Origin of the sequence: Hymenobacter lapidarius (genome assembly GCF_001816145.1) — a bacterium.
GTDB classification, from domain to species: domain Bacteria; phylum Bacteroidota; class Bacteroidia; order Cytophagales; family Hymenobacteraceae; genus Hymenobacter; species Hymenobacter lapidarius.
Genome location: NZ_MDZB01000153.1, coordinates 100,491 through 126,752, shown reverse-complemented (window position 1 = coordinate 126,752; position 26,262 = coordinate 100,491). Strand labels below are relative to the sequence as shown.

20 protein-coding genes and 1 tRNA gene are annotated in these 26,262 nt (G+C 61.2%); 10 read left to right on the top strand and 11 right to left on the bottom strand.

From position 1 onward, the window contains the following. Positions 1 to 44 precede the first annotated feature (44 nt). From BEN47_RS18045 to BEN47_RS18035, 3 genes are all read left to right on the top strand, one after another. The gene (locus BEN47_RS18045) at positions 45 to 710 is read left to right on the top strand and encodes a hypothetical protein (protein WP_125921796.1); all 666 of its coding nucleotides are present in this window, start codon (positions 45 to 47) and stop codon (positions 708 to 710) included. A gap of 196 nt (positions 711 to 906) precedes the next feature. Beyond that, complete coding sequence (locus BEN47_RS18040; RefSeq protein ID WP_083322563.1) at positions 907 to 2,370, top strand: aldehyde dehydrogenase family protein; 1,464 nt, start codon at positions 907 to 909, stop codon at positions 2,368 to 2,370. Positions 2,371 to 2,464: 94 nt separating this feature from the next. Continuing rightward, positions 2,465 to 3,148: a hypothetical protein gene (locus BEN47_RS18035; protein ID WP_125921793.1), complete on the top strand. Its 684-nt coding sequence runs from the start codon at positions 2,465 to 2,467 to the stop codon at positions 3,146 to 3,148. A gap of 18 nt (positions 3,149 to 3,166) precedes the next feature. Here the strand turns inward: BEN47_RS18035 and BEN47_RS18030 are convergent, their stop codons facing one another. From BEN47_RS18030 to BEN47_RS18020, 3 genes are all read right to left on the bottom strand, one after another. After that, positions 3,167 to 3,577 (bottom strand): hypothetical protein, encoded by a 411-nt coding sequence (locus BEN47_RS18030; protein WP_125921791.1) that lies wholly within the window; start codon positions 3,575 to 3,577, stop codon positions 3,167 to 3,169. A gap of 188 nt (positions 3,578 to 3,765) precedes the next feature. Beyond that, on the bottom strand, positions 3,766 to 5,376 hold the full coding sequence (locus BEN47_RS18025; RefSeq protein WP_125921788.1) for a hypothetical protein: 1,611 nt from the start codon (positions 5,374 to 5,376) through the stop codon (positions 3,766 to 3,768). Continuing rightward, positions 5,363 to 7,396 carry an FAD-dependent oxidoreductase gene (locus tag BEN47_RS18020; protein ID WP_070730411.1) on the bottom strand — a complete coding sequence of 678 codons (2,034 nt, stop codon included), beginning with the start codon at positions 7,394 to 7,396 and terminating at the stop codon, positions 5,363 to 5,365. Before BEN47_RS18020 ends, BEN47_RS18025 begins: the two co-directional genes overlap by 14 nt. 246 nt (positions 7,397 to 7,642) lie before the next feature. Between BEN47_RS18020 and BEN47_RS18015 the strand changes: the two genes are divergently transcribed. The 3 genes from BEN47_RS18015 (at position 7,643) to arsS (ending at position 10,635) form a co-directional block, all read left to right on the top strand. Beyond that, positions 7,643 to 8,155 (top strand): acyl-CoA thioesterase, encoded by a 513-nt coding sequence (locus tag BEN47_RS18015; RefSeq protein WP_070730409.1) that lies wholly within the window; start codon positions 7,643 to 7,645, stop codon positions 8,153 to 8,155. Positions 8,156 to 8,476: 321 nt separating this feature from the next. Then, complete coding sequence (locus BEN47_RS18010) at positions 8,477 to 9,526, top strand: methyltransferase domain-containing protein (protein WP_070730407.1); 1,050 nt, start codon at positions 8,477 to 8,479, stop codon at positions 9,524 to 9,526. A 62-nt stretch (positions 9,527 to 9,588) separates the two neighbouring features. Then, positions 9,589 to 10,635, top strand: a complete 1,047-nt coding sequence (arsS, locus tag BEN47_RS18005) for an arsenosugar biosynthesis radical SAM (seleno)protein ArsS (protein ID WP_070730450.1) — start codon at positions 9,589 to 9,591, stop codon at positions 10,633 to 10,635. A gap of 92 nt (positions 10,636 to 10,727) precedes the next feature. Here the strand turns inward: arsS and BEN47_RS18000 are convergent, their stop codons facing one another. From BEN47_RS18000 to BEN47_RS17980, 5 genes are all read right to left on the bottom strand, one after another. After that, on the bottom strand, positions 10,728 to 13,745 hold the full coding sequence (locus BEN47_RS18000; RefSeq protein WP_070730404.1) for a TonB-dependent receptor: 3,018 nt from the start codon (positions 13,743 to 13,745) through the stop codon (positions 10,728 to 10,730). After that, a complete protein-coding gene (locus tag BEN47_RS22555; RefSeq protein WP_262490415.1) occupies positions 13,736 to 13,870 on the bottom strand; it encodes a hypothetical protein in 135 nt (44 codons plus the stop codon). The genes BEN47_RS18000 and BEN47_RS22555 overlap by 10 nt, the downstream gene beginning before the upstream one ends. Before the next feature lie 161 nt (positions 13,871 to 14,031). After that, positions 14,032 to 15,147, bottom strand: a complete 1,116-nt coding sequence (locus tag BEN47_RS17990) for an inorganic phosphate transporter (protein WP_070730400.1) — start codon at positions 15,145 to 15,147, stop codon at positions 14,032 to 14,034. Positions 15,148 to 15,277: 130 nt separating this feature from the next. Next, complete coding sequence (locus BEN47_RS17985; protein ID WP_070730398.1) at positions 15,278 to 17,134, bottom strand: M1 family metallopeptidase; 1,857 nt, start codon at positions 17,132 to 17,134, stop codon at positions 15,278 to 15,280. 126 nt (positions 17,135 to 17,260) lie between these two features. Beyond that, on the bottom strand, positions 17,261 to 19,141 hold the full coding sequence (locus tag BEN47_RS17980; protein WP_070730397.1) for a T9SS type B sorting domain-containing protein: 1,881 nt from the start codon (positions 19,139 to 19,141) through the stop codon (positions 17,261 to 17,263). 369 nt (positions 19,142 to 19,510) lie between these two features. On the opposite strand from BEN47_RS17980, the gene BEN47_RS17975 reads away from it, so the two are divergent. Further along, positions 19,511 to 20,089, top strand: a complete 579-nt coding sequence (locus tag BEN47_RS17975; protein ID WP_070730395.1) for a type 1 glutamine amidotransferase domain-containing protein — start codon at positions 19,511 to 19,513, stop codon at positions 20,087 to 20,089. A gap of 153 nt (positions 20,090 to 20,242) precedes the next feature. Here the strand turns inward: BEN47_RS17975 and BEN47_RS17970 are convergent, their stop codons facing one another. The 3 genes from BEN47_RS17970 to BEN47_RS17960 all read right to left on the bottom strand — a co-directional run bounded on the left by BEN47_RS17970 (position 20,243) and on the right by BEN47_RS17960 (position 23,148). Beyond that, positions 20,243 to 21,421, bottom strand: coding sequence for a serine aminopeptidase domain-containing protein (locus BEN47_RS17970; protein ID WP_070730393.1), 1,179 nt, complete (start codon positions 21,419 to 21,421; stop codon positions 20,243 to 20,245). Positions 21,422 to 21,642: 221 nt separating this feature from the next. Next, positions 21,643 to 22,146 (bottom strand): DUF6992 family protein, encoded by a 504-nt coding sequence (locus BEN47_RS17965; RefSeq protein WP_070730391.1) that lies wholly within the window; start codon positions 22,144 to 22,146, stop codon positions 21,643 to 21,645. 312 nt (positions 22,147 to 22,458) lie between these two features. After that, positions 22,459 to 23,148, bottom strand: a complete 690-nt coding sequence (locus BEN47_RS17960) for a porin family protein (RefSeq protein ID WP_083322559.1) — start codon at positions 23,146 to 23,148, stop codon at positions 22,459 to 22,461. Positions 23,149 to 23,342: 194 nt separating this feature from the next. On the opposite strand from BEN47_RS17960, the gene BEN47_RS17955 reads away from it, so the two are divergent. From BEN47_RS17955 to BEN47_RS17940, 3 genes are all read left to right on the top strand, one after another. Then, positions 23,343 to 23,417: transfer RNA gene (locus BEN47_RS17955), tRNA-Val, on the top strand. 156 nt (positions 23,418 to 23,573) lie between these two features. Then, a complete protein-coding gene (locus BEN47_RS17950; protein ID WP_070730388.1) occupies positions 23,574 to 24,773 on the top strand; it encodes a DUF8426 domain-containing protein in 1,200 nt (399 codons plus the stop codon). 515 nt (positions 24,774 to 25,288) lie between these two features. After that, entirely contained in the window at positions 25,289 to 26,164 is an 876-nt protein-coding gene (locus tag BEN47_RS17940) for a sce7726 family protein (RefSeq protein WP_070730382.1), read from the top strand. The last annotated feature ends 98 nt before the right edge of the window (positions 26,165 to 26,262 follow it).

Sequence of the window (26,262 nt, the reverse complement as noted above, 5' to 3'; positions counted from 1 at the left end):
AAAATGGCTACATTGCCATTTATGGTTACTCAACTCGCAAAATCATGAATACTAAACTTCTTGGCCTGTTGGCCGCTGCCACGTTGGCCACCGCTGCCTGTTCGCAGGAAAAAACGACGGAAGTTGTCGCCACCACGCCCGTTACCGACTCCAACACGGCCGTAGTAACGGAAGATGACGTAATGGCCCGCGACGAGGCCCGCCGCATGGCCGCCCGGGTAGCCGAAGACCTGAAGCTGACCGACACCGTGGTCGTGACGCGCATCGAAAAGACCTACTATACCCGCGGCCGGACCCTGGGCGAGCTCGAAACCCGCTACTCCGCCGACACCACGGGCCGCTATACGGCCATGCGCGAAACCAACGACCGTGCCGACGAGGAAGTGCGCACCACGCTCAACAACCCCGATTACTACAATACCTACTCGGCCAACCGCGCCAGCTACGGCAACGGCCCGTACTCGGTGGCCCCGGCCCGCGTAACCACGGTTAGCACCGGCACCGGTACCCGCACCACCAACGTGGGCCAGGGTTCGGGCGTGAAAAAGCTGGAGCGCGATGGCGATGGCAACCGCAAAACCAAGTACCTGAACGATGCCAAAGTGAAGGTGAGCGACGACGGCTCGCGCAAAGTGAAACTGGCCGACGGTACCAAAATCAAAATCGACGAAGACGGCAACCGCAAGGTGAAAAAGCCGCTGTTCAAATAAGAAGTTACACTGGCAGAAAAGCAACAAGGCCCGTTCCAGCATTGGAACGGGCTTTTTGTTTGGCCCCGCCAACTAAAAACCCGAATGCCCCCCCCCTTGCTTTTTTCATAATTGATGCCAGTCGTGAATGCTCAGTGCGCGGCGTATCTTTCAGGCAGCCGGGCCCATAATGGCCGGCGGGCTTATCCTCCTTCTTATGCAACCAGCTGCTTCCGTGTCCAGTGCTGCTTCCGGCCCCGTTACCACGGCGGCCGCCAATGCCTTTCAGGCCCAGTTTGATGCCTTGCGCCAGCGGGCACCCGCCTTGCGGCGCGAAGGCGTAAGCGAGCGGCGCGCCCGCCTGCAAAAACTCGCCGACTGGCTGCACGCCAACCGCACGGCCATTCACGAGGCCCTGCACGCCGACTTCCGTAAGCCGGCAGCCGAGACGGACATGACCGAAATCTGGACGTCGCTGGTCGAGCTCAAGCACACCAGCAAGCACCTGAAGCGGTGGATGGCGCGGCGGCGGGTGAGCGCGTCGCTGGCGCTGCTGGGTACCCGCTCCTGGGTGCAGGTAGAACCCAAGGGCGTGGTGCTGATTATTTCCCCTTGGAACTACCCGTTTTACCTGGCGGTGGGGCCGTTGATTTCGGCTATTGCGGCCGGTAATGCCGTGGTCATCAAGCCGGCGGAGCAAACGCCCGCCACTTCGGCCCTGCTGCAGCGCCTGTGCGAGGAGCTGTTCCGGCCCGACGAAGTGGTGCTCATTCAGGGCGACAAGGAGGTGGCCACCGAACTGCTCAAGCTGCCCTGGGACCATATTTTCTTCACCGGCAGCCCCGAAGTAGGCAAGATTGTGATGCGCGCCGCCGCTCAGCACCTTAGCGGCCTCACCCTGGAGCTGGGCGGTAAAAACCCCGCCGTGGTGGATGAAACGGCCAACCTGCGCGACGCGGCCGAGAAAATTGTGTGGGGCAAATTCCTCAACAACGGCCAGACCTGCGTGGCCCCCGACTACCTGCTGGTGCAGGAAAGCGTGCAGCCGGCCCTGCTCGTCGAGCTTAAAGGGGCCATTCAGCGGGCCTACAACCCCGACGGGGCCGGCATTCAGCACTCCGAGTCGTTAGCCCGCGTGGTCAACCACCACCACCTAGCTCGGCTGGCCGGCCTGCTCGAAGATGCCCAGGCCCGCGGCGCCACCGTGGCCGCCGGCGGCACCGTCGATGCCGCGCAGAACTACATCGAGCCCACTATTCTGACCAATGTGCCGGCCGGTTCCCGCATTCTGGAAGAAGAAATTTTTGGGCCGCTGCTGCCCGTGCTCACCTTCAAAACTCTAAGCGAAACCACCGACTACATCAACGCCCGCCTCAAGCCGCTGGCCCAATACGTTTTCTCCAGCAGCGCCGAAAACCGCCGTTTTTTGCTGGAGAACGTCTCGGCCGGTGGTGCCGGGGTCAACGAAACGGTGCTGCACTTTGCGCATCCCGAACTGCCCACCGGCGGCGTGGGCAACAGCGGCCTTGGCAAAGCGCATGGCCACTCGGGCTTCCTGGCGTTCAGCAACGAAAAGGGCGTGATGCGCCAGCGCGTGGGCTTCACCGGCATCAAAGCCATGTACCCGCCCTACACGCCCAAGGTGCGCAAGCTCATTGGCTTGCTGGTGAAGTATTTGTAGGATTTTTTTGTTGAAAGCCAGGCTCAGAACAGGGCTGCCGCCTGCTCCGCCCGCTGGGCTGGGTTACTTTCTGCTGCTGCCGGCATGAAAGAACATGAGAACTTTGTTTGCTTGGCGTGGGGCCGGCTGCGTCGCCACCGGACTGCTGCTGGCCGCCTGCGACGAGGGCCCCGTAGTGAATTTCGCGCAGCCTTTTCCGGCAGGTGCCTTCGATATGGCGGCCTTCCCGGCGCGGCACCAAGCGGTGTACACGGCCGCTGATTCCTCAACCTCCCTGCACATCGGGCGCACGGCCGTGTGGTTACAAGAATTGCAGAGCCAGGTGCTTGGCCGGCACGAGCCCGAGGCGGCTATACTGCGCCTGACCACCGACAGCACCTACCGGAGCGAGGGTGGCCAGCTTCACTATTTGCGGCCGGTGGGCAAAGACTCCATCCGCGACAGTTGGCTGTCGCAGGACACCATTTTCGCGCTAACGGGAGCCCATGCCGGCCGCTTGCGAAGATTTCAGGGGCGCTATTACCTCAGCACGCCCACCGAAAACGCCGAAAGCTGGGAAGTGCAGCGCCTGGAACTGGCCCGGCCGAAGCTGGTGTGGCAAACCCTCGGCCGCGATACCCTGCGCCTCAGGGCGCTCGACCCCGCTACCGTGCATTACCGCCGCCGCAACGGCATCTCCTACTACCAGCTGACGCCCATGCCGGGGCCAGCAACGCGCCACGTGGGCCGCTACGCCGGGCTGTGGAACACGAAAGGGGAATTCCTGCGCCGTCGATAATGCGGCTCGCTGCACTGGTTACTGCCGCCGCTGCTGCATTTCGGCGGCCATTTTGCGCTGGTTGGCTTGCAGCTGCTTGAACTTGGTGGGGCCGAGCACAATCTGCAGCTCTTTCTGCGAGCTGGTGTTGATGCGCTTCAGCTCGGTCATCAGCTGCGGCGACTTGGGCGCAAACGTGGCTTTGGCGGCATTGGCCTGCTTCACGGTTCTGTTGAGCACCTCACGGACCTGCGTGGTTTGCTCGGGGCTGAGGTTCAGCTCAGTGGCCATCACGTCGGCCAAGTCCCGGGCTGCCGTGACGGGCGTGGGCGAGTCGGCCGTGCGCACGGTCTCCACCACCGGAATTTTTTCCCGTTTCCGAAACAAGGTGCAGCTACCGAGTGCTAATCCCGAGGCCAGGATGAACACAGAAAATGAGGCAAAACGCATAGGCGAGAACATATGTAATTGTTCCCCGAGTACGCAGAACACCGTGATAGGGTGCATTGTGCTGTAAAAAAGCGCCTGTAGGACTTGCTGAGGCACTGGCTTGGGACTGGGCAAGGGCTGCCAGGAGCATCGGCCGATTGCAACGCAGCTTTGGGAAGCATTCCACACGGCAAGCACACCATCTGCGGTCAGCGGTGAAACACCGTGAGGATGGGCAGGCCCGCCACCTGGATTTCGTGGATAGCCGTGCCATAAGTTGCGTCATATGGTGCCGGGTGCCAGCGGTACATGCCGATGAAATATTCCGCTTGGTGGTGCGGCACCAGGCGCAGCCGGGCCCGGTCGGCTGCCGGTAGCAGCAGTGAGTTGTTGTGGAGAAAGTATTTGTAGTAAAGCGTATCGCTGACGGCTACGGTAGCGCGGCGGTCGTGAGCCAGTAGCCAGCCCAGGCCCTGCCGGGCTGAAATGCCCCAGTAATCGCGCTCGAATAGCCGGGCCGCAACCGGGCCGGGCAGAAAGCTGAAATAGGTGTTTTGGTGAGGGTGGTCGGTGACCATGCGGAGAATGGTATGGCCCAAACCGACGGCCAATAATGTGCCAGCAACCACCCCCAGACGCCGGTTGGTCGAGGCCTGCGGGGCGGCCCGCCAGGTCCGTACCCCCGCCCGCAGCCCCCGCACGGCCAGCAGCACAAAGGCCGGATAAATGAAATAAACGTGCCGCCAACCGTCATAAACAACGGAATTAATGAGGATAATCAACAGCAACGGCCCCAAGCACCACGCCCCCCAAAGCAGGTCGCGCCGCCCCGTCGCGCGCCGCAGGAATGCAACGCGATGCTGGTAAAACCCGCGCAACACGCTCGCTGTTCCGCCCACAAACAAGGCGGTATAGGCCACGGGCGTGGTCACCAGCAACCACACCGAGAGGTAGTGCCAGGGCAGGCGCTGGCACGACTCCAATTGGCCGAGGTAAAACACCTGCATGGTTTGGCGGTAGCGCCGGAAACTGCCGAAATTCGCCCATAGCCGCTGCACAGGCGCCTCCCACAGGTATGGCCAAAAGAGTACCACCAACGGGCCCACCGTGGCCAGGTATAATGCAGCCGCGCGGAGCAGCTCGCGCCGCCGCACCGGCCTTGCCCACCATTCCAGGGCCCCAAAGCCCACCGTGAGCGCGGGCAGCAGCAGCCCCATGATGCGCACATCCGTGGCCAGAGCCGTGACCAGCGCGTGTACCAGCGCCCGCCCCGTGGTGGGCCGGCGCAATAAGCGCGTGAGCGTGTACCCGCCCAGCGCGAAGAGATTCATGAACACCAGGTCCTTGTAATTATAAAAGGCCTCGGCAAAAATGCGCGGCGACAGCACCAGTATTGCCGCCGCTACCAGCCCCCACTTCCAGCTGCCAAACTGGGCCATTGCCAGCCGGTACACAGCCCAGGTGCCGAGGATGAAAGTGCCGAAAACGAGGAAGTGCCGCAACCAGTAAGCGCGCTGCAAGTCGTGGCGCGAAAAAATGGCTTCCATCACCGCCATGGGCAGTTGGAAGGCCACGCCATGGTCGGCATCGCGGTAGGTGCGCAACACGGGCCAGCCAGTCAGGTAAGGGTTTTCGGGTGCGTAGGGCGCCAGGCGCTGGGCCACGTACTGCAGGCTGACGTAGCCGGCCTCCCGTTCGGCGGGCTCGTCCCAACTCATGCCATAGTCCTGGGTGAGCAGCAGCCCCAGCAGCAGCAAGCCGCCAAAAAACAGCGTTACGGCTATTCGTCGCGTCGTTACTGCGTTTTTAATTCGTTGCATGTTGGCCCAAAGTTGGGGCCAAAGGTACTGCGCGGCCGAAACGGCCGTCTCCGGTTTTCATGCCCTGGGCCGTGAAGTGGGCCAGTGCCATGATGGTGAGCATGGGGTTGACGCCGCTGCAGGCCGGAAACGCCGAGCCATCGGCCACGAAAAGGCCTTGCACCTCCACGGTTTCGCCGTTGAGCTTGAGCGGGTGGGTGGCCGCGTCGCCGCCCATGCGGCAGGTGCTCATCTGGTGGGCGCTGTAAAGGCCGAACTGGTTGGGCTTCCAGCTCAGGTGCGGCAGCTTGTCGAGTACTTCCGGGTTTTGCAGCGTGCCGTCCTGGGTGTGCAGAGTGGGCAGGGTGCCGTGGGGCAGGTACACCTCGGTGGCGCCGGCCGCCACGTGAATCTGGGCCGCCGCGCGCACGCCTTCCAGCATGTTGGCGCGGTCAAAATCCGACAGCGTATAGTCAATCAGGGCGGCGCCGTGCTTGTCGAGGCTCACGCGGCCGCCGTCGCGGTCCCGGGTGAGCACAATGAACGAGCCCAGGTGGCTGGCGTCGCGCAGCAGCTCGTGGTGCTGCCGGCCCGAAAGCCAGGGCAGCACCATGCTCAGCAGGCCGGGGTGGGTGGGGGGCGTTTCGAGCTTGGCGCCGAAGTTGGTGCCGTGCAGCATGGTGAAGTTGTCGTTCACCACGCTCATGCTCGGGCCGTGCCAGGAGTTCATGGGGTGCGGGTAACGGGCGCCCACCACCACGGTGGGGTGCAGGTGCAGGTGGCGGCCCAGGTGCGGGTGCTTCAGGCCGGAGCGCAGCAGCAAGGCGGGCGTTTGAATGGCGCCGCCGGCCACCACCACGCGACGGGCCCGCACCGTGATGCGGATTTGGCGTCCGTCTTCGGTGGTGTGCACGGCTTCGGCGCCGGTGGCGCGGCCGTGGGCAATGGTCACGCGGTCCACCTTGGTATCGGCCAGAATGCGGGCGCCGTGCTCAAAAGCCGTGAGCAAATACGTGTTCAGGGTGCCTTGCTTGATGCCGTGGGCATCGCCGAGGCTGGTGTAGCCCAGGCTGCGAAAGTGGCTGTCCGAGTCGGTGAGACCTTTTTCGTTGCGCGGAATCAACTTCACTTCCTGGCCCAGCTTGGTCGAACCGTCCCACAGGGCTTGGTTCTGGCCGTTGTGGCGGGTGTAGTTGGTGTTCACGCCGATGGTGCGGGCAACGGCATTGATGCTTTCCTTGAACTCGGGGGTGGTGAAATGGGGCGCGTCGTGCTCGCGGGCCCATTCCTGCAGCACGTAATCGGGGGTGCGGAAGGCGCCGGCCCAGTTCACGGTGGTGCCCCCGCCCAGGCAGGAGCCGGCCAGGATACCGATGCTGCCGTCCTGCGTCGAGAGGGCACCTTTCGCATCATACAGCTTGCCCAGCATGTCCACTTCGCGCTGGGTAAAGTCGCAGCCGTGGCAGTAGGGGCCTTTTTCAACCACCAGCACGTCGTAGCCAGCCTGGGCCAGCTCGCCGGCTACCACGCCGCCGCCCGCGCCGCTTCCAATCACCAGCACGTCGCAGTCGTAGTCCGTGTCCTGGTTGGGTCGCAGGGTGCCGATGGGCTTGGGCGTGTCCACGGGCTTCTCGTCGGGACCGGGGTAGCCCAGGTGGCCCCAGGCGGCGGGCAGGTCGGGCATGCTGCCGCCGTAGTAGAGCAAGGTGCAGAGCTTGCGCACTGCCTGAAAGCCCTTGCGCAGCTGCGGCACGTTGGAAGCGGCCCAGCTTTGCAGCAGCTGCTCGCGCTGCTCGGGCTCCAGCTTGCGAAAAGGTTTCAGCGGTCCAAACCAGGTGAGGCCCAGAATGGGCTTCTGCATGAGGTCGAGCAGCTGGCCGAACTCCGCCTGCGCGCCCAGCGGCTGCTCCCGAATGGCGGCTTCCAGCTTCTCCAGGTTCACGCCCAGCGAGCCAGCCGGGCTGCCATCGGCCAGCGCCGGAATAATGGTGTCGGCAAGGGCGTGCAGAACAACAGAACGGTCGGGCGTAAGCGTGAACATAAGGCGGGAAGTTTTAATGGCTAAAAGGTAGCAATTTTTCCGCAAAGTGTTAGGCGTGCCGAGTAGTTTTTGGGCGCGGTAACTGCTGTGATGCTCGCAGCCGCCTGTCATCCTGAGCGCAGCGAAGGACCTTCTCACCGCGGAATAATTACGGTGCAACGTGATAGGGTCCTTTGCTGCGCTCAGGACGACACGAGAGATTCGGCCCCGCCCCCGACCTTTGCGCTCCGCTACATTCTTTGTTTCATGCCTTCCCTCATCAAAACGCCCGAAACCACCCACCGCATCTACTTTCAGGATTGCGACATGCTGGGGCACCTCAACAATTCCCGCTACCTCGACTACTTCCTCAACGCCCGGGAAGACCACACCACGGCGCACTACTCGCTGAACATGGGCGAGCTGGCCCGCAAGCAAAGCGCCGCCTGGGTGGTCACCAAGCACCACATCAGCTACCTAAAGCCGGCGCGGCAGGGGGCGGAAGTGCGCATTTCCAGCCAGCTCATTCACTTCGACAACTCCAACCTGGTGCTGGAAATGCAGATGCGCGACGAAACCGGCACGCGCCTGCTGGCCCTGCTGTGGTCGGAGCTGACCTTTGTGACCATGCCCGCCGGCACCCGCACCGACCACGCCAACGCCATGATGGACCTGCTGGAGCAGTTGGATGTGGATGGCGTGGACTACGACCCCGACGGCTTCGACGAGCGGGTGAAAGTCGTGCGGCAGCAACTCAAGGCGCTGCGGCGCGAAGCGTAGCTGGTCAAATACGCGTTGTTTTTGCTCGTCGGTTTCAGGCTGCTTTCTCTGGTTGTTTCGCTATAAATCAGTTGATAACGCTCCTTCGTTGTTCCTGAGTAGCTCCTGTTTCGGCAGGTTGGCGGGCCGGTAGCTGGCGCTCATGGTCGGGCTGGCAATCCGCTGCCGGATAATGGTCGTAACTTTCGCTGAGCAGTACAGTATTGGGCTTCGGCTGGCCGTCAGGGCAGTTAAACCCGTGCGGTAGCGCTTCCCTGAAAAACCATTCGCTCGTTCCCGCGCTTACCAGCGCATTTTCCATTCTTTTCGACTTCCTTTCTCATGGAGCAACGCATTCAGCAGCAGGTACAGGACTACTACGGCCGCGAGCTGCACACCAGCCAGGACCTGAAAACCAACGCCTGCTGCACCGACAATATTCCTACCGCCCACAAGCGCATTCTGGCCACGCTGGAGTCGGAAGTGCTGGAGAAGTACTACGGCTGCGGGGTGTGCGTGCCCTCGGCCGTGGAAGGCCTCACGGTGCTGGACCTGGGCTCGGGCTCGGGCCGCGACGTGTATTTGCTCTCTAAGCTGGTGGGCGAGCGGGGCCACGTAATTGGGGTCGACATGACCGAGGAGCAGCTGGCCGTGGCCAACCGCCACATTGCCGCGCACACCACCAAATTCGGCTACGCGCAGCCCAACGTGGAGTTCCGCCACGGCTACATTGAGGACCTGGCCGCCGCCGGCATCGCGGACAACAGCGTGGACCTGGTGGTGAGCAACTGCGTGCTGAACCTGAGCACCGACAAAGCCGCCACCTACCGCGAAATTTTCCGGGTGCTGAAGCCCGGCGGCGAGCTGTTCATTGCCGACGTGTTTGCCGACCGCCGCATTCCCGAAAGCCTGCGCCAGGACCCGGTGCTCTACGGCGAGTGCCTGAGCGGCGCCCTCTACACCGAGGACTTCCGCCGCCTGCTGCGCGAGCTGGGCGTGAACGACTACCGCCTCATGAGCCAGCGCCGCCTCACCATCGACAACGAGGAAATCGAGCGCAAAGTGGGCAACATCAAGTTTTACTCGCTCACCGTGCGGGCCTTTAAGCTGGCGCTGGAAGACCAGTGCGAGGACTACGGCCAGGTGGCCACCTACCTCGGCACCCTGCCCGACGAGCCCAACGGCTTCACCCTCGACGACCACCACCACTTCGAAACCGGCCGCCCCATGCTGGTGTGCGGCAACACCGCCGACATGCTGGCCCTCACCCGCTTCGGGGCCCACTTCCGCCTCGACGGGACCAAGGACCGGCATTTTGGCTTGTTCCCCTGCGGGCCGGTAGCCGCCCCGGCCGGCAGCTCCTCCGACGACACCACCGGCAGTTGCTGCTAAGCCGGCCGGGGCCTGCTGCATGTTGAGTTGCGCTTCTAACTTTTTCTTTTCCCGAGCCCATGATTAAGTCCCTCAAGGCCACCGGCAACCAGCTGGCCGACTCTGCCTTCCAGCTCACGGTGCTTAGCCGGGAGGTGGCCGATACGCACCACCTGCCACGCTTTCACGAGAAGCTGCGCGATGCCGGGTTCTTCCCGCTGCGGCCGGTGGCGCCCGCGGTGATGCAAATCAACGTGGGTAAAATGTGCAACCAGGTGTGCAACCACTGCCACGTGGATGCCGGCCCCGACCGCAAGGAAATCATGACCCGCGCCACAATGCAGCTCTGCCTCGATGCGCTGGCCCAGACCGACATCGCCACGGTGGACCTCACCGGCGGCGCCCCGGAAATGAACCCCGATTTCCGCTGGTTTGTGGAGCAAATCAGCCACCTGGGCCGCAAGGTGCTGGTGCGCTGCAACCTCACCATCATCGTGGCCAACAAGAAGTACCACGACCTGCCCGAGTTCTTCAAGCGGCACGGCGTGGAGGTGGTGAGCTCCCTGCCATGCTACACCGCCGAAAACACCGACAAGCAGCGCGGCGATGGCGTGTTCGACGACTCCATCCGGGCCCTGAAAATGCTCAACGCCGTGGGCTACGGTCAGGAAGGCTCGGGCCTGGTGCTGAACTTGGTGTTCAACCCCGGCGGCGCGTCGCTGCCCGGGCCGCAGGCCGGCCTGCAGGCCGACTACAAGCGGGCTCTGTCTCGGGACTTCGGCATTGTGTTCAACGAGCTGTATGCCATCACCAACCTTCCCGTGAGTCGCTACCTCGACTACCTCATTGAGTCGGGCAACTACGCGGGCTACATGGAAAAGCTGGTGAATGCATTCAACCCGGCAGCGGCGGCCAGCGTGATGTGCCGCGACACCATCTCCGTGAGCTGGGACGGCGGCCTCTACGACTGCGACTTCAATCAGATGCTGGACCTGCACGTGGCCAGCCCGGTGCGCCACGTCCGCGACTTCGACGCCGCCGCCCTTGGGGAGCGCGCCATCGTGGTGAATCAGCATTGCTACGGCTGCACCGCCGGCGCGGGCTCCAGCTGCGGCGGCACCGTGGTATAGGCAACCGGCCATTTCGGTGCTCCGGTAAATAGTGCGAGAAAGGCCGACTAGTTTTACTGGTCGGCCTTTCTTTTTTGCTGGCAGCGCCCGCGCTAGTTGAACGAGTAGCGCAGGCCCAGCTGCCCCTGCCAGCGCGAGTTGATGGGGTCGGTTTGCCAGGGCGTGCTGGTGGGCTGTTTGAACTGGTACACCGGCCGGTTGTTCTCGATGCGCTGAAAATCGAGCAGGGCGTAGCCCGAGTTGTTGATGTTCGGCACAAAGTACTGGCGGCCCCAATCGTTGCGCAGCAGGTTGCCCAGGTTGAGCACGTCGAGGGTGATTTCCAGGCGCTGGGTACCGGCCTGGGTGAGGGGCAGCTTGGCGGTGAGGCGCAGGTCGAGCTGCTGGACCCAGGGCGTGCGGGCCGCGTTGCGCTCGGCGTAGCTGCCGCGGCGGCCCGACAGGTAAGGGCTGCTTTTGATGTACTGGTCGAGCTGCTCGTACTGCTGCTGTGCCGACACCGGCGCGGCACCCGTGATGGGCGCCAGCACAATATCCTCGCGGTTGCGGGGAATGAAGAGCAGGTCGTTTTTGGCCGAGCCGTCGCGGTTCACATCGCCCTCGTACACGAAGGAGAACGGGCTGCCCGAACGTGCGATGTAGACAAGGCTGGCCCCGAGGTTGACCTCCCTCACGTTCAGATTATAGTACAGGTTGCCGATGAACTTGTGGCGCAGGTCGAAGTTGGAATATGCAAGGGCGGGACTGTTGGCCACCAGCGACTGGTTCCATTCGTAGTTGGCGGCCGGCGACACGCGCACGCCGTTCACGATGTCCTTGCTCTGGCCGTAGCTGTAGCCGGCGTAGGCCTCCAGGTGGTTCTGGATGCGCTTGCTGAGCGTGAAGGTGGCGTTGTAGTTGTAGCCCTGGTTGGTGTTGCTCATCACAAACACGTTGGTAAACGCGGGGTCGATTTTGGCCGCGCTGCCGGTGTTGGTGAAGTAAGGCCGGTTGTCGGCGCCAGCGAAGGTGGATTTGGCATCCTTGAAATTGATGGACTGAAACAGCATGCCCGTCACCACTTTCGAGTACAGGCCCTCGGCCGTGAAGGTGAAATCATGCGGCAGCTTCACGTCGAAAGCCAGCGTGGACTTCCAGTCGCGCGGCAGCTTGAAATCGTTGTCAATCAAGTTAATTTCGGCAATACCGGGCTGCACGGATTGCAGCGCCGACAAGTCCTCGGCAATGGGCAGGGCGCCGGTGGGGCGGTAGTCGATGTTGTTGTAGCGGTTGCCCGAGATGTAGTGCGCGTAGGCGTACCACACAAACGGAATGCGGCCCGTGAACAGCCCCGAGCCCCCGCGCACCTGCACGGTGTTGGCCTCGTTGAGCTGGTAGTTGAAGCTGAGGCGGGGGTTGAACTGGGGTACGCCGCCAAACTTGTTCTGGTACTGCGCAAACTCCGGGTTTTTGAACACGGCCGGGTTCATGGGCACCTTGTCGGGGTGCAGCTGCATGTCGAGGCGCAGGCCCAGCTGCACATTCAGGCGGTCCGTCACGCGGTAGTCGTCCTGAGCGTAGGCGCTGAGCAGCATCACCCGGTACTCGGCCGAGGGCTGGGTTTTGTTGAAGGCCGCGTCGTTGTTTTCGGTGTTGTACACGCCGCGCACGCGGGTGGGGCGGTTGGCCAGAAACGCATCCACCGAAGGATACTGCCAGCGGCCATTAAAGGCCGTCAGGAAGCGGTATTCGATGTTATTCAGCTCGTTGGAAGTGCCGAAGGTGAGCGTGTGCTTATCCTTGAAAATCGTCAGGTTGTCGGTCAGCTGCGTGGTGCTTACGCTGGAGCCGTAGATGGCCGCCTCGCGGTAGGTGCCCGCGTAAATAATGGTGGAGGCGTTGTAGTTGATTTCGAGGTGCGGAAACAGGCGGTTCTGGTAGCTGCGGTTTTCATTCACGGTGTTGAAGCCGGCAATCAGCTGGTTGGAAACCCGGCTGTTGAACGTGCTTTTCAGCTCGGCCACCAGGCTGTTGGTCCGGCTGTTGTGCCGAAAGCCCTGGTTGCCGTAGTTCAGCACTGTGGGCGAGCGTTCGAGGTTGTCGGCGAAGCCGGCCACGTAGTTGTCGCGCAGCGTGAGGCGGTGCTTGTCGGAGATGTTGTAGTCGAAGCGCAGCAAAAACTTGTCGCTGTTGCGCTTGATGGACGCGCTGCCAAACGTGCCGGGGTCGTAGCCGTACTGCGCCTTCAAAAAGTCGCTCACTTGCTGCGCTACCTCCAGCGGTACGCCGGCGCCGGGGGTACCGGGCGCGAAAGACACCGGCTCCTCGCGGCGCTGCAACTCGTAGTTGCCGAAGAAGAACAGCTTGTTCTTGATAATGGGCCCGCCCAGGCTGGCGCCCGACTGGATGTCGTAGTACTTATCGATGGGCGTGCGCAGGCCGTCCACGCTCTTGCCCGTGAGCACCTGGTTGCGGCCGTAGCCGTACACGCTGCCGGCAAACCGGTTGGTGCCGCTCTTGGTCACGGCGTTGATGTTGGCGCCCGTGAAGTTGCCCAGCGTGACGTTAAAAGGCGAAAGCACCACCGAAATCTCGTCGATGGCATCGAGCGAAATGGGCTGGGTGCCGGCCAGCGCGCCGGGCGTGCCGGCCGCCACCGAGCCCGCCGCGCCGCTGGCCGGTTCCTGAAACCCGAGCACGTCGTTGGTGGCCATGCCGTCGATGCTGAGGTTGTTGAAGCGGTAGTTGGAGCCGCCGAAGGAGTTCTTGTTGCCCTGCGGCATCAGCTTGGTGAGGTCGCCGAGGCTGCGGTTCACCGTGGGCGTGTTCTGGATGGCCGTCTGGCCCAGGTGGTAAGCCTGGCCGTTTTTGTCGGTCGTGAAGGGGTCGCTCTTGTTGGCCGTGACCTGCACGCCGGCCAGCTCCGTGCTGGTTTCCTGCAGCGTGAAAGTCTGGCGCGTTACTTTGCCTAGGCTCAGGTACAGGTCCGTTTTGGTTTCGGTGGTGTAGCCCACAAAGCTCACCTGCACCTGGTAGGGGCCGCCGGGCTTAAGGTTGTTGAGCAGGAACTTGCCGCCGGGGTCCGACTGCGTGCCGCTGCGGGTGCCCGTGGGCACGTGCGTCAGCACCACCGTGGCGCCGGGAATGCCGGCGCATCCCGGCCCCCAATCTGGCCCTCAAAGGCGCTGGTCGTGAGCTGGGCAAACGTTAGGAGCGGTAGAAAGGTGGCCAGCAGCAGGAGTAGGAGTTGCTTCACGTAAAAAAGAGTAAACGGGAGAGTGTTAAGGTAAGGCGGACCGTCATGCTGAGCTTGTCGAAGCATCTCTACCGCTTCGTATGAGCCATGCAATGAAGCGGTAGAGGTGCTTCGGCAAGCTCAGCATGACGTTCTAATTTATGGTCGTTTACGAAGACTCATCACCGGCCCAGCGTGTGAAAGGCGTAGTAGAAGCCCGCACTCAGCAGCGCGGCCACTGGCAGCGTGAGCAGCCACGACAACCCGATTTTGGCAATCTCCCGGGAGTTGGCCGTGCCGTTTACCAGGCCGATGCCGTAGATGCTGCCCACCGATACGTGCGTGGTGGACACCGGCAGGCCGAATTTGCTGGCCGCAATCACGAGCAGGCTCGTCACCAGATTGGCCGTAAAACCCTGGCCGTGGTTGAGCTTCGATATCTTCTTGCTCATGGTGTTAGCCACCTTGCGCGCATTCAGCAAGCCGCCAATGGCCATGGCCACGGCCAGAATAAGCACGTTGACGGGCATGGCGAAAAACTTGCACAGCAGCAGCAGTCCCACCAGCTTGGGCGTGTCGTTGAGGCCGCGGGCAAAGCTCATGGCCGCGGCGCTGCCGTAGTGCAGGTTGTTGATGAGGGGCTGGAAATTAAGGCCGATGAATTTACCCTGGTAGAGGTTCTGGCACTCGGCCTGGGTGCCCGTGCCGGCGTGCAGCGTGGGCAGCGCCGTGAAAGCCACGGCGGGCGCCGCGGCGGCCGGCACCCAGATGTCGCCCACGCACACGCACGATTCTTCGGTGATGCCCGCCGCCCGGCGGCCCTGCCGAAATAGCACGTACACCAAGCTGCCCAGCCCCACGGCCAGCACCGGCCCCAGAATGAGCGGCAGAAAAAAGCTGGCGCCCAGCTTGGCAAAATTTACCGCCGTGCCCACTGCCACCAGTCCGGCCCCCACCAACGCGCCCACCAGCCCGTGCGTGGTGGAAATGGGAAAGCCATACCGCGTGGCCAGCAGCACCGTGACGCCCGCTGCCAGCGCCACCGACAGCGTGAAATCAACCGACTGGATAATGTCATCGGGCACCAGCCCTTTGCCCGAGAAGTTCTTAATCAGCTCCTCTGCAAAAAAATACGAGCAGACGGAGCCGGCAAACGTGGCTATGGTGGCCAAAATCAGGGCCGGGCGGTAGGCCAGCGTACCACTGCCCCACAGCGTAGCCACGCCCTTGAAGTTGTCGTTGGCGCCGTTGGAGTACGTGAGCAGCAGGACCGCCAGAAATAGAAAAAGTAGCAGCACAGCGCGCAGATAATAAGAAAAGCCGTCAGTTGGTATCTACCCAGGAGCTTTGGGCAGGCCAACTTACGGCTTTTCTTTTTTAATCGGATTTTAACGCTGAGGTTTTAATCTGACGAGCTTCGGGGGGCGGCTAGCGCTGCGTCCACGCGTTGTCCTTCTCGTTGGCATCCAGAAAAACGCCTTGCTGCAAGGTCACGGACTTCACCGTTTTGGGCACGGTGATGGTCGCCTGCTGCTGGTTGACCTGCCAGATGGCGGGCGACTGGTGCAGGGTGGCCGTGGTGCCGTCGGTGTAGGCCACGGCCACATCGAAGGGAATGGCGAAGCCGCCCACGTTTTGCACCGTAACGGTGCTGCCGCTGGCCGTCACGGCCAGGTCAATGTAGCTATTGGTGAAAAACCAGTTCTGGAAAAACCAGTTCAGATTCTGGCCCGAGGTGGTGCTGAACGAGTTGAAATAATCCCACGGAATGGGGTGCTTGCCGTGCCAGTCGGCCATGAAAGCGTGCAGGCATTTCTTGAACAGCACATCGCCAAGCATGTCTTTCAGGGCGAAATAGCTGAGCGAGGGCTTGCCGTATGCGTTGTTGCCGTAGCCGGCGCGCAGTTCGCTGCTGGGCGTGATGATAGGCAGGTCCTGGGCCGAGTTGCGGTCGTTTATCCAGCGGCTGACGCGGAATTTCTTGTAAAACTCGTCGGCATAAGCCGCGCCGTTCTGGCTGGTGTTGATGAGCCGCTCAAACGTGGTGGCCCAGCCTTCGTCCATGTAAGCGAAGCGGCTTTCATTGATGCCCATGTAGAAAGGGAAGTAGGTATGCACGATTTCGTGGTCCTGCACAAACTGGCCGAATTTGGGGTCCTCCTGGGGGCTATCGTTCAGCATCATGGGGTATTCCATGTCGGCAAAGCCCTGGAAAGCCGTCATTTTGGGGAACGGATACGCCACGCCGGGCCAGTTTTTGGGGTCCGAAAACCAGCCCAGCGCGTATTGCCCAAACTTCACCGACTGGTGGAAATTGGCCGTGGAGTCGGCAAAAGCGGCCTGCATGCTGGCGCGGCGCTTGGTGCGGGCGTCCACCACCACGCTGGCCGCGTCCCAGACGTAGCCGCTGCTCAGGCCCACGGTCACGTCGGAAATGTCGGTGGCGGTCCAGACCCAGGTGTTGGTGGGGTTTTGGGCGGTGATGGACTTCTTGGCCAGGTCGGCGGCGGTGGCCACGTGAATGACTTTGTCGCTGGTGAAGGACTGTTTGAGGCGCTTGGCGGCGGCCTTTTGCAGCACCTGGTCGGGGTTTTGGAGGGTGCCGGTGGCCCACACGATGTAGTTGGCGGGCACCTGCACGCGCAAGCTGTAGTCGTTGAAATCGTTGTAGAACTCTTTGCTGTCCACAAACGGCAGCCGGTCCCAGCCGGCGTAGTCGTCGTACACGGCCACGCGGGGATAGAAATAGGCCAGGAAAAAGGTATTGGGGTCGATAACGCCCTCGCGGCCGCTCTCAAGGGAAAGCGGAAAGTGCCAGGCAATGGTGAATTTAATGGAATCGCGGGGCGCGAGCGGCTTGCCCAGGGGCAGGCTGCGGGCAGTGCCGCCGTCAGCAAAAGGTGCCGGCCGGCCCTGGCCATTCACCTTAAAAGTGTCGATGACGAGGCCGGAGGTGAGGTAATCGGGGTTGGCGTCGCTGTCGCGGGCCGCGCCGGGCTGGTGGATGTTCATCGTGAGGCGCATCACCACCTGCCGCAGCGTGTCGGGGCTGTTGTTGAAGTAGGTGATGGTTTCGCGGCCCCGAATGTCGCGGGCCGGCGGCGCGGCCTGCATGGTGATGTCGTAGCGGGCGCGATTTTGCCAGTATTTGGGGCTGGGGCGGCCATCGGGGCTGCGGGTGCCTCGGTCGTAGGCCCGCTGAATGTCGCGGGGCATGTAAAGCGTTTGGGCCGCGGCCGGGCACAGGGCACCGGCAAACAGGAAGGCAAGAAAAATTCGAATCATAGAAAAAAACAGACGGCGGGAAAATAGGAGGTGTTGCAGTTAAGGTGAGCAAAAGTAGCCCGGCGCCACCGCCAACCCGCACAATGCCGCACCCCACATCTGCCCGGCTGATTCTGTCCTTCTGCTTTACGGCTTCACCTCCACCCAGCCCTTGAACCTGCGGCCGTCGGTGTAGCTCACGAGGTAGAAGTAATTGCCGGCCATGCCCGCGCCGCCCCAACGGAAGTTGCGGTCGGGCGACTGGTACACCACCTGCCCCCAGCGCGAGTAGATTGTGATGCCGGCGAAGCTGCGGCCGCAGAAATCGGCCGGCAGGTCGGGCATGCTGAGGAAGTCGTTTTTGGTGTCGCCGTTGGGCGTGATGATGTTGGGCGGGCGGAAGGCGGCGGAATCTTTTTCGGGCACTAATTCAAAGCGCACCACCCGCTCCCTGGGGATGGGCACGCAGGGGCCGGTTTCGGTCAGCCGGAAGCGCACGGTGAGGGAGGTGACGGTGCTGCGGCCGGCATCGCAGTTGGGCTCCCAGGTGAAAAGGCCGGTGGCCTCGCCGGGGCCGTTTTGAGCGGTGAAGCGCATGCCCCGCGCCGCCAGGTCGAAGCCATCGCCGGTGGCGGTCAGAGTCAGGGCGTTGCGGTCGGCATCGGTGCCGAGCAGGGTGGCGGTGTAGCGGCTGCCCAGCGCCACGCGCACCACGGCCGGCGGCGCGTTGGGCAGGGGCAGGGCCGGCTCGGGTGGGAACGTGCTGGTGAGCCGGGGCGCGGCATTGGGCGCCAGCGTGGCCGTGAACGCCACGCGCAAGGTGTCGCGCCGGGGCAGGCTGCAGCCATTATCGGCCACAATCAGGTCGAGCAGGTACACCTTGCCCTGGGTGTCGATGCAGTCGGGGAAGCACAGGGTGGTGGTGAGGGTGTCGGGGGCGCCGGGCGCGCGCACGGTGCCGGTGCGGCTGGTGGTAAAGAGCGGCGTGGGCCCGGTGAAGTTAACCGGGCGGCTGCTCAGCGTCAGCACGGAGTTGGGGTCGGGGTCGGTGTAGCGGATGGTGAGGCAGCGGTTGCCGCCCGGCACCAGGCGCAGGGTGTCGCGGCCGGGCCGGTACAGGGCCGGGCTGCCCGTGGCCCGCACCTGCAGGCGCGGCGTGGCGTTGGTGGGGCAGTTCAGGACAAACAGCTGGAAATCGCGCCGCGTCTCGCCGATTTTCACGCCCCGCCGGTACTCCGAGCAGCGCACGCCAAATACGTACAATCCCAGGCTGGCCGGACGCACCGTGAGGCGGCCGGTGCGGGCGTCGATGCCCAGGGCGGGGCTGCCGGGAATCTGGTTGGTGATGCTCCGGCCCGCGCTCCACTGAATGAGGGGGTAGGGCGCGCTGCCTGCCTGCGCCACCGACGGCAGGACCGATGTGGTGAAGCCGTTGAGGGGCGTCACCATGTCGTAGGCCAGGGAATCCTGGTCGGGGTCCTGCCCCCCGAAATCGTAGTAAAACAGTTCGCCCCGGCAGGCGTAGTCGCCCAGCGGCGGGAAGATGCGCGGCGTGGAGTCAATAAACGCGGCCCCGTTGCGCACCACCGCCGGAAACTCCAGGTAGAACGCCTGGGCGGCCCCGCCGGGGTTCACAATGTTGCTGATGGTGACGTTGCGGCAGCAGCGCTCCACGGCCACGTAATAGCCCGCGGGGTTGCTGTAGAGGGCGGGGGCGAGGGTAAGGTCGCGGGTGTATACCAGCTTGCGCGTGCTGAGCGAGCCCACGGCGCAAGCCGGGCTGGTGTAGTTCACAAAGGTCTTAGAGGTCAGCGTCAGCACCACGTTGGTGATGCGCTCGTTGGTGGCCTTCGAAAAAATGCTGGCCGTGAGCTGCGGGTCCAGGGCCCCGGGGGCGCCGTTAATAGCGTCGAAATACAGGTTGAGGCTGAGCGTGTAGGTTGTGCCTGATTTGTGCTGCAAATCCAGTTCGCCACCCACAATGTGCGTGGCCGAGGCCGCCAGTGGGGCCACCAGTGCCAAAGCCAAGGCGAGTAGAAAACGGCGGCAACCAAGCAGAACCATCCAGCAGCGTATCATAGGCAGTAAGATACCCCAAAAAATGAATACAGTGCACGGGCTGGGTTCTATTTCAAAGGAAAAAAATACAAGCTTGGGCCGGGCGGTTCCGCCTCGCGTGCCCCGGCAGTTATCGGCGGCATGCAAACACCGGTAGGAGAGCAATGTGCGGGGCGCGCGATGGCACTGTTTCACGCAACGGAAACGTCCGGGACTGGCATCATTTGTCCTGATTTCACCCTAATCACCCTCCGGTGCCGGGCGAACCAAAGGAGCTGCGGGGCGTAAAGCAATAGGCCCGGGCATATCTCCGGCCTTTCCATTACCGCTACCCTACCTATGAGCATCTTCAGCAGCGACAAACTCAAAGGCAAGAAAATTGCCATCATCGCCACCGACGGATTTGAGCAATCCGAACTCGACGAACCCAAAAAATACCTGGAAGGCGAGGGCGCCGAAACCCACGTCATCTCCCTCAAAAGCGGCTCCATTAAGGGCTGGGACGGTCCCGTTAAAGACTGGGGCAGCAAAGTAGACGTCGATAAGGTCATTGGCGACGCCAAGCCCGCCGACTACGATGCCCTGGTGCTGCCCGGTGGCCAGATGAACCCCGACATCCTGCGCATGGATAAAGACGTGGTGGCCTTCATCCGCGAATTTGCCGGTTCCAGCAAGGTGGTGGCCGCCATCTGCCACGGCCCCTGGCTGCTCATCGAAGCCGATGCCGTGCGCGGCAAACGCGTGACCAGCTGGCCCAGCCTGCAAACCGACCTGCGCAACGCCGGCGCCCACTGGGAAGATGCCGAAGTGGTGTGCGACCACGGCCTCATCACCAGCCGCAATCCCCAGGACATCCCTGCCTTCAACAAGAAGATTGTGGAAGAAATGCTCGAGCCCCAGCACGGCGGTAATAGCTAGCCTGCCAGTGCCAGCGCAGCAATGTGCTGGCTGCTATTCAAACACAAAGCCCCGACTCTGCATAGAGCCGGGGCTTTGTGTTTGAATAGCAACTGGTTAGCAGACAAAATGCTCTGGCAATGAGCAGTCCGGTTACTGTTGAACTACTACTTCCTACTTCTGGCCCAGAATCCAGGTGCGGATATCAGCTGGCGCATCAATCGAAACGGGGGCGGGCGACATGCCCGCCGCAATGGCACTGGTAAGCTGCAGGGCGTGGTTGAGGCCTGGGTAGTTCTTCTCGGCCACGCGGGGGTTGCCGTGCAGTCCCTTTTTCAGGAGCGAGGCGTTCACCAGCGGGTTTACCACGGTGTCGTCGTCGCCTTGCAGCAGCAGCACCGGGCAGCGCACCCCGGCCAGGCTGGCCTGTGGGTCAAAGGTGAGGTAGCTGCGGTAGGCGGGCGTGGTGAGCAGCTGCACGCTGGCTTGCACATCGGCCGGCGCGATGCCGGGGTAGCGCTGGCGCAGCATATTGGTTAGAATGGCCTGGGCCTGGGCATTGTCGGGCGTTTGGCGCACAATCTCCAGCATGGCGCGCTGGTGTTTGATGAGGCTGGCTTCGTCGCGGCGAATGGCCATTTTCTGCCGCATGCGCTGCTGGTCGAGGTAGGTTTGCACCTGTGCGGCGTTGGAGCCGTTGGCGCGCATTTTCGCAGCTTCCTGTTCGGCCGCGGCCAGGTCGCGCCGGTACTGGCGCTGGCGCTGCATGTCGGTTGAGTCGTTGCCCAGAAACTTGCCGTACATCACGGGCTGGGTGGCCAGCACCTCGCGGCCGGGCAGGCCCGCCGCCGCCAAGGCCACAATAAACGTGGGGGCCAGCGGCTGCGCGCCGGCCAGCAGGGCCACATTGGCTCCTTCGCCGTGACCGATGAGGCCCAGGCGGGTCACATCGAGCTGCGGCCGGGTGCGCAGGTAGTTCAGGGCCGCAATGGCATCAGCCGAACGCTCGCTCAGCGTAGTGGTGCTGAATGAGCCTTCCGACCCGCCCTGGCCGCGCTCCTGCAGGCGCAGCACGGCCATGCCCTGGCTCACGAGGTAGTCGGCGAGGGTATTGAGCAGCTGGTTATCTGCCGAGCGCGGGTTGTCGGCATCGGAGCCACGCTCGGGCAGCAGCACCACGGCGGGGAAAGGGCCGGGGCCGCTGGGCATCCGGAGCAGCCCGCTGAGCCGCACGCCGCCAGCCGGCGAAGTCAGGGCAACGGTTTCGGTGCGGTCCAGCGGTTTGGCTTGCAGCGCAAAGCTGCTGGTGAGCAAGGTGCAGAAGGTGGCGAGGGCGGCGAGGAACTGACGCATGAGCGAAAAAGCAGTCGGAAATTGTAGCAGTCACCTGATTGCCCGGCTAGGCTAAAAGGATGGCTCAAAATTCCGCACTTCGGCAGCACCGTTATAAGTTTTAGGTTGAACTCTGCAATTTCCACGACTTATGGATGGATTTGCCAAGCGAACAAACTGGCAGTTTTCTCATAATGGGCCAGTTGTCCCATTGTGGGACGACAAGGCGCAATTTGATTATTTCACGTTAACTGCTGCACCCACGCCTGACCCTGCCAATGAAGCAATGCCCACATCATGGCATCGAAAACCAGCAAAAAACCGCCCTGCACCCACAGTGAACGGCCAAACCCGAGCATTCTTTCGGGCCTTTCCCGGCCGGGATGTGCTCCCAGGGCGCGCAGGTAAAAGCCCGTCATGATGTAGGCCACATCGAGCCCGGCATTCAGCAAAAACAGGTTTTCGTTGAGCAGCTGCTCCCGAAACAGGTCGGCCACGCTCACGCCCGCGGGCACTGAAAACCGCAGTTGCAGGATGCTCCAGCCCGCCAGGGCCGTGTTTACCAAACCCCAGCCTACGTTCATGGCCTGGAAATAATACGATTCGTAGCGGCGGTCGGCACGAGCCAGCAGGTACCCGCCCACCACCAGGTTGAGCAGGGCCCAGGCCGCCAGCACCGCCAGGCCCCGGACCACCACTTGCTCATTGCCCTGGAATATGACTGCGATTTGGGCGGGCGTGAGCATGGGCAATGGAATGTAAGAAGGGCACGGAAAGCAGCAAAAAAGGAAACCCCAGGGCTTCAATTCCAACAAGCAGCAAGGGGCCGGATGGTATTACCGAAACCCGATGCCATATGCTTTCGACGATAAATTACCGTCCTGGGCATAAGCCGCCGGCCCTGGGTGGTCCTTTCCCCAATAATTGCCCGGCCGCCAGAAGGTTTTATAAACAACACCGCCACCGCGGGCCGCCCGCCAGGCCGGGGTGCGGCATGCCCATAAAAAAAGGAGGCTGATTGAGCCTCCTTTTTTGGGAAATAAACCAGGCAGCCTGACCTATTGGGTAAAGCCGATGCCCACATACACCTGCACGAGGCTGTTGTATAACTTGCTGTTCGAGAAAGACGGGTTGATGATGCCGGTCTGGCTGTTGCCGTCTTCAAATAGCTTGCCCAGGCTCAGGTTGTAGCGGGCGCCCAGGCGGGCGGGACCCACGCGGGCTTCCAGACCACCCACGGCACCATAATCAAGCGAATTGAAGCCGTTGGCGGAAATATCCAGCGTCTTTTCGTCGCGGCGAATGTTGGTGAGCAGCGACACCTGCGGGCCCACGTGGAAGCTGAGGTTTTCGGTGAAGTTGCCCACGTACATCACGGGCAGCATAAAGTAATCCATGCGGTAGCGCTGGCGGGCCGAGGCTCCGGCGCCGACGCCGGTGTTGGCTTCGAAGCCCTGGCGGGAGTACAGCAGTTCGGCCTGCACCGACGAAAACTCGTTGAGTCCAAACTGGCCGTAGAACCCGCCGTGCAAGTCGCTGCGCGACTGGCGCTCAATGCCCGAAATATCGTCGCCGCGCAAGGTGTTGAAGTTGTAGCCGCCTTTAATGCCGAAGCCGGTGTTGCGCGATTCGGTGACGCCGCCGCCGGTGTAGTCCACCGACGATTGGCTACCGCCCGGGCGGGCCTGGGAAAAAGCTGCCGTGGAAGAACCCACAGCCAATAATAGAAAGAGAAGAGTCTTTTTCATGGGAGAAAGAAGATGAGGAAAATGAAGCCTAAGGCGGGGTAAGATTACTATTCCCGTTTGCCACTATACTTTACCGGGAGCATAAGGTTGCCGCAGGGCCCGGACGAAGGCCAAAAAAAGCCGCCGCTGCCCGTGCATCTGCCGCCGCTGCGTGCTACCTTTGGGCGTGCCGCCACGCAGTGCGCAGGCATTCCGGGGTGTTAGCTCAGTTGGTTCAGAGCGCCACCCTGACACGGTGGAGGTCGTTGGTTCGAGCCCAATACGCCTCACGAAAACCCTCATTGCCCGGCGCAGTGAGGGTTTTTATATTGTTTGCCCCCGTTTTTGCCCCCGGTCTAGTAAGCGCGGGTCATTAAGATTAGCGTAAATCCCTAGTAAACGGCCTACCAGTCGCAAAACTTTTCCAACTTCTTCCGCCAGCCTGAATGAACCAACAGTTACTCGATGCGCTAGAGCAAATCGTCGCGCGTATCCCTGTACTCGATGCGACTCGCCAATACTGGTTTATTCGAACTAATGGAGGGGCATTCTTTCAGGACTTCCTAGATTCCGGGAGTGTGGGCATTGGTTACAATCTGGTCACCTATGCGCAAATCAAGCGTGCTCTGGTGCAACGTGACAAGACGGAGGGAGGAATTTTGGGAGCCATCATCAATCGGTACCCCGAATTCGACAAGAACAAACTCGGCCGGGTGCTAGGACTTTTCACCCGGTTTTACACGGACATGCAAGAGGGGGACGTAGTCGTGATGCCTTCAGCTGGTTCCAATGAATACGCCTTCGGCATCGTAACGGGTGACGAAGCATTTGAGGTGGACACCACCACCACCGACGATAAGACCATCTACCGCAAGCGCCGACGTGTCGAGTGGGTAGCTAGAAAGCCATCTCGCAGCCTCGACTCTAATTTGTACGAAGCCTTCCGCGCTCCGCAAGCAATGTCGACGCTGAACCCTCACGCCAGTTACCTGGACCGGGAGATGCACTCTATTTATACTAAAGACGGGCAAACGCATGTTCGACTCGATATCACCACACCGGACGGCATCGATGGCCGCGATTACTTTGCCATGGGAGGCGCATTGTTTGCCCTGTGCGAGCAATTCTGCGAGGATGCCAACATTGACGCAGCCTGCGGCGAAATCGACGTTCGCCAGAACATCCAGTCGCCGGGGGTACTCGAGTTCATTGGTAAGAACCGAATGGTGACAACCTTTCTGGCTTCTACGTTAACGGTTGCGCTCTTTGGGGGCCACGTTAAGGCAGACGCACTGAAAATAGACATTGGTACGGAGGGAATTTTCCCCATCATGCTCGAGGCCTATAAGGAGCACAACCGACAGGAAAACATGCGAGCGGTTCTGGCTCGTACATTAGGCGCCATGGAAGCCAAACAGGGACTGGACATGCTGCGTATAGTCGCTGGCCAGGCCCCCGTCGAGCCGAGGGCAACCGAGCAGGTTTCTGAAACAATGCCCGTCGCAGCTGTTGATACTTCAGTCACCGGCGCCATCTCTGCTGCAGGGAAAAGAGCAGCTACGGCTTCTCTTTCCCAGTCGCCTACCGGAGGCAGCTCTCCAGCGGCGGATAACGGCCCAGAGAGGCCAGCACCGACCAGGCAATAGTCTGCCCAACCGAACGAAAAGGCCACTAAATTCTGTTATTTAACCATGAATAACTTGCAACACTGGGTGTCGGTAGCCGCTTCGTTGGGGCTTGTGTTCAGTGTCATTTACTTGGTGATGGAGTATACCATTGGGTTCATACCGTTGCTACGTCAGTGGACGCTGCCGGGTAATATTCCTGGTCGTAGATTGGTGTTTACCGTCGTTGCTCTAATCTGCATTATTGAGTGCGTGACGTTTTAACGGTCGCTTACTTTTTACTCAACAAAGCCTCGATTCATCGGCGGGGCTTTTCGTGCCCATTGCCTACCTTGTTAGCATGGCCCTCGACCTGTTCAAATCAAGGCCAATTTTGTAGCGCAGGCCACACATGCTTACCGAGGGAAGTTCTTTGGCAAGCAGTGCTGGGAGTAGCGCAATCGGCAGTAATTTTGCGTAATTCTTTGTAAATCGAGGAAGCCAAACTGGTTTCCTTTTGTTGCATTCATGTCTCCACATCGCAATTTGCGACACCAATGCAGCTTAATCGTTCTATAGTTGACCCCTGTTATAACTATGCCTTATCGCAGGTATTTGGGGCTTCTTTAACGAAGCGCCTGGATGATAGTGTCCACGAAGAAAGCATTCGGTCCCTGCTATATCATTGTGGCCTTTACCCGACCACTGAGCAGTGGGACTTGGTACAGGGTTTGAGCATCGCTTACCAATACCTGCGAAAGAATTATCGATGTGAATACGTTTACAAAAACGAAATCGCTAACCAAATCCTGCTGCGTTACCACGGTGATAACTCTGCCACGCTGCTTCGGGAAGTCGCTTCTGACCGGTCAATAGCCGACATCGTAATCATCAATGGCCAAACAGTCGCTTATGAAATAAAAACGGAACTGGATAATTTTGACCGCTTGGCTGGACAGTTGGGCTCTTATCAATCCTTATACGATTGCCTAAACATTGTAACCCATCCGGGAGGAGTTGACGCCATCAAGCAGAAAGTCGACGAAACCGTGGGCATCATTGTTTTGGACAATAACGCCAAAATCGAAACCATCCGCCCCGCTGTTTCAACCACTCAGCTTTTTGACCCAAGCAAAGCAGTGCTAACCTTGAGACAAACTGAATTGGTAGCTGCATATGAAAAGTGGGTGGGCAAAATGCCTTTAATGGGCACGGCTTTGGTTTACACATTTTGCCACGAATGGTATTTGGGATTGGACAATGAATGCGCGCATATTGTCTTCGCACAGGCGTTGAAGTCACGTCGCCCGAATACGCATCAATTTAATTTAATATCTGATTGCGATAGCTCCTTGAAAATGTTGTTCTTTGGACGCGAGTTATCCAAACGCTATTGTGCTACCGCACGAGAACGATTGGGACTGCCTGCATAACCATCACCAACCTTTCCGCTACCGCATGTATTTTCCGTATGTACGAGGCAAGCAATTTGAAATGCTTGCCTTGGTGGGTGTCCCCATGGCTACCTACA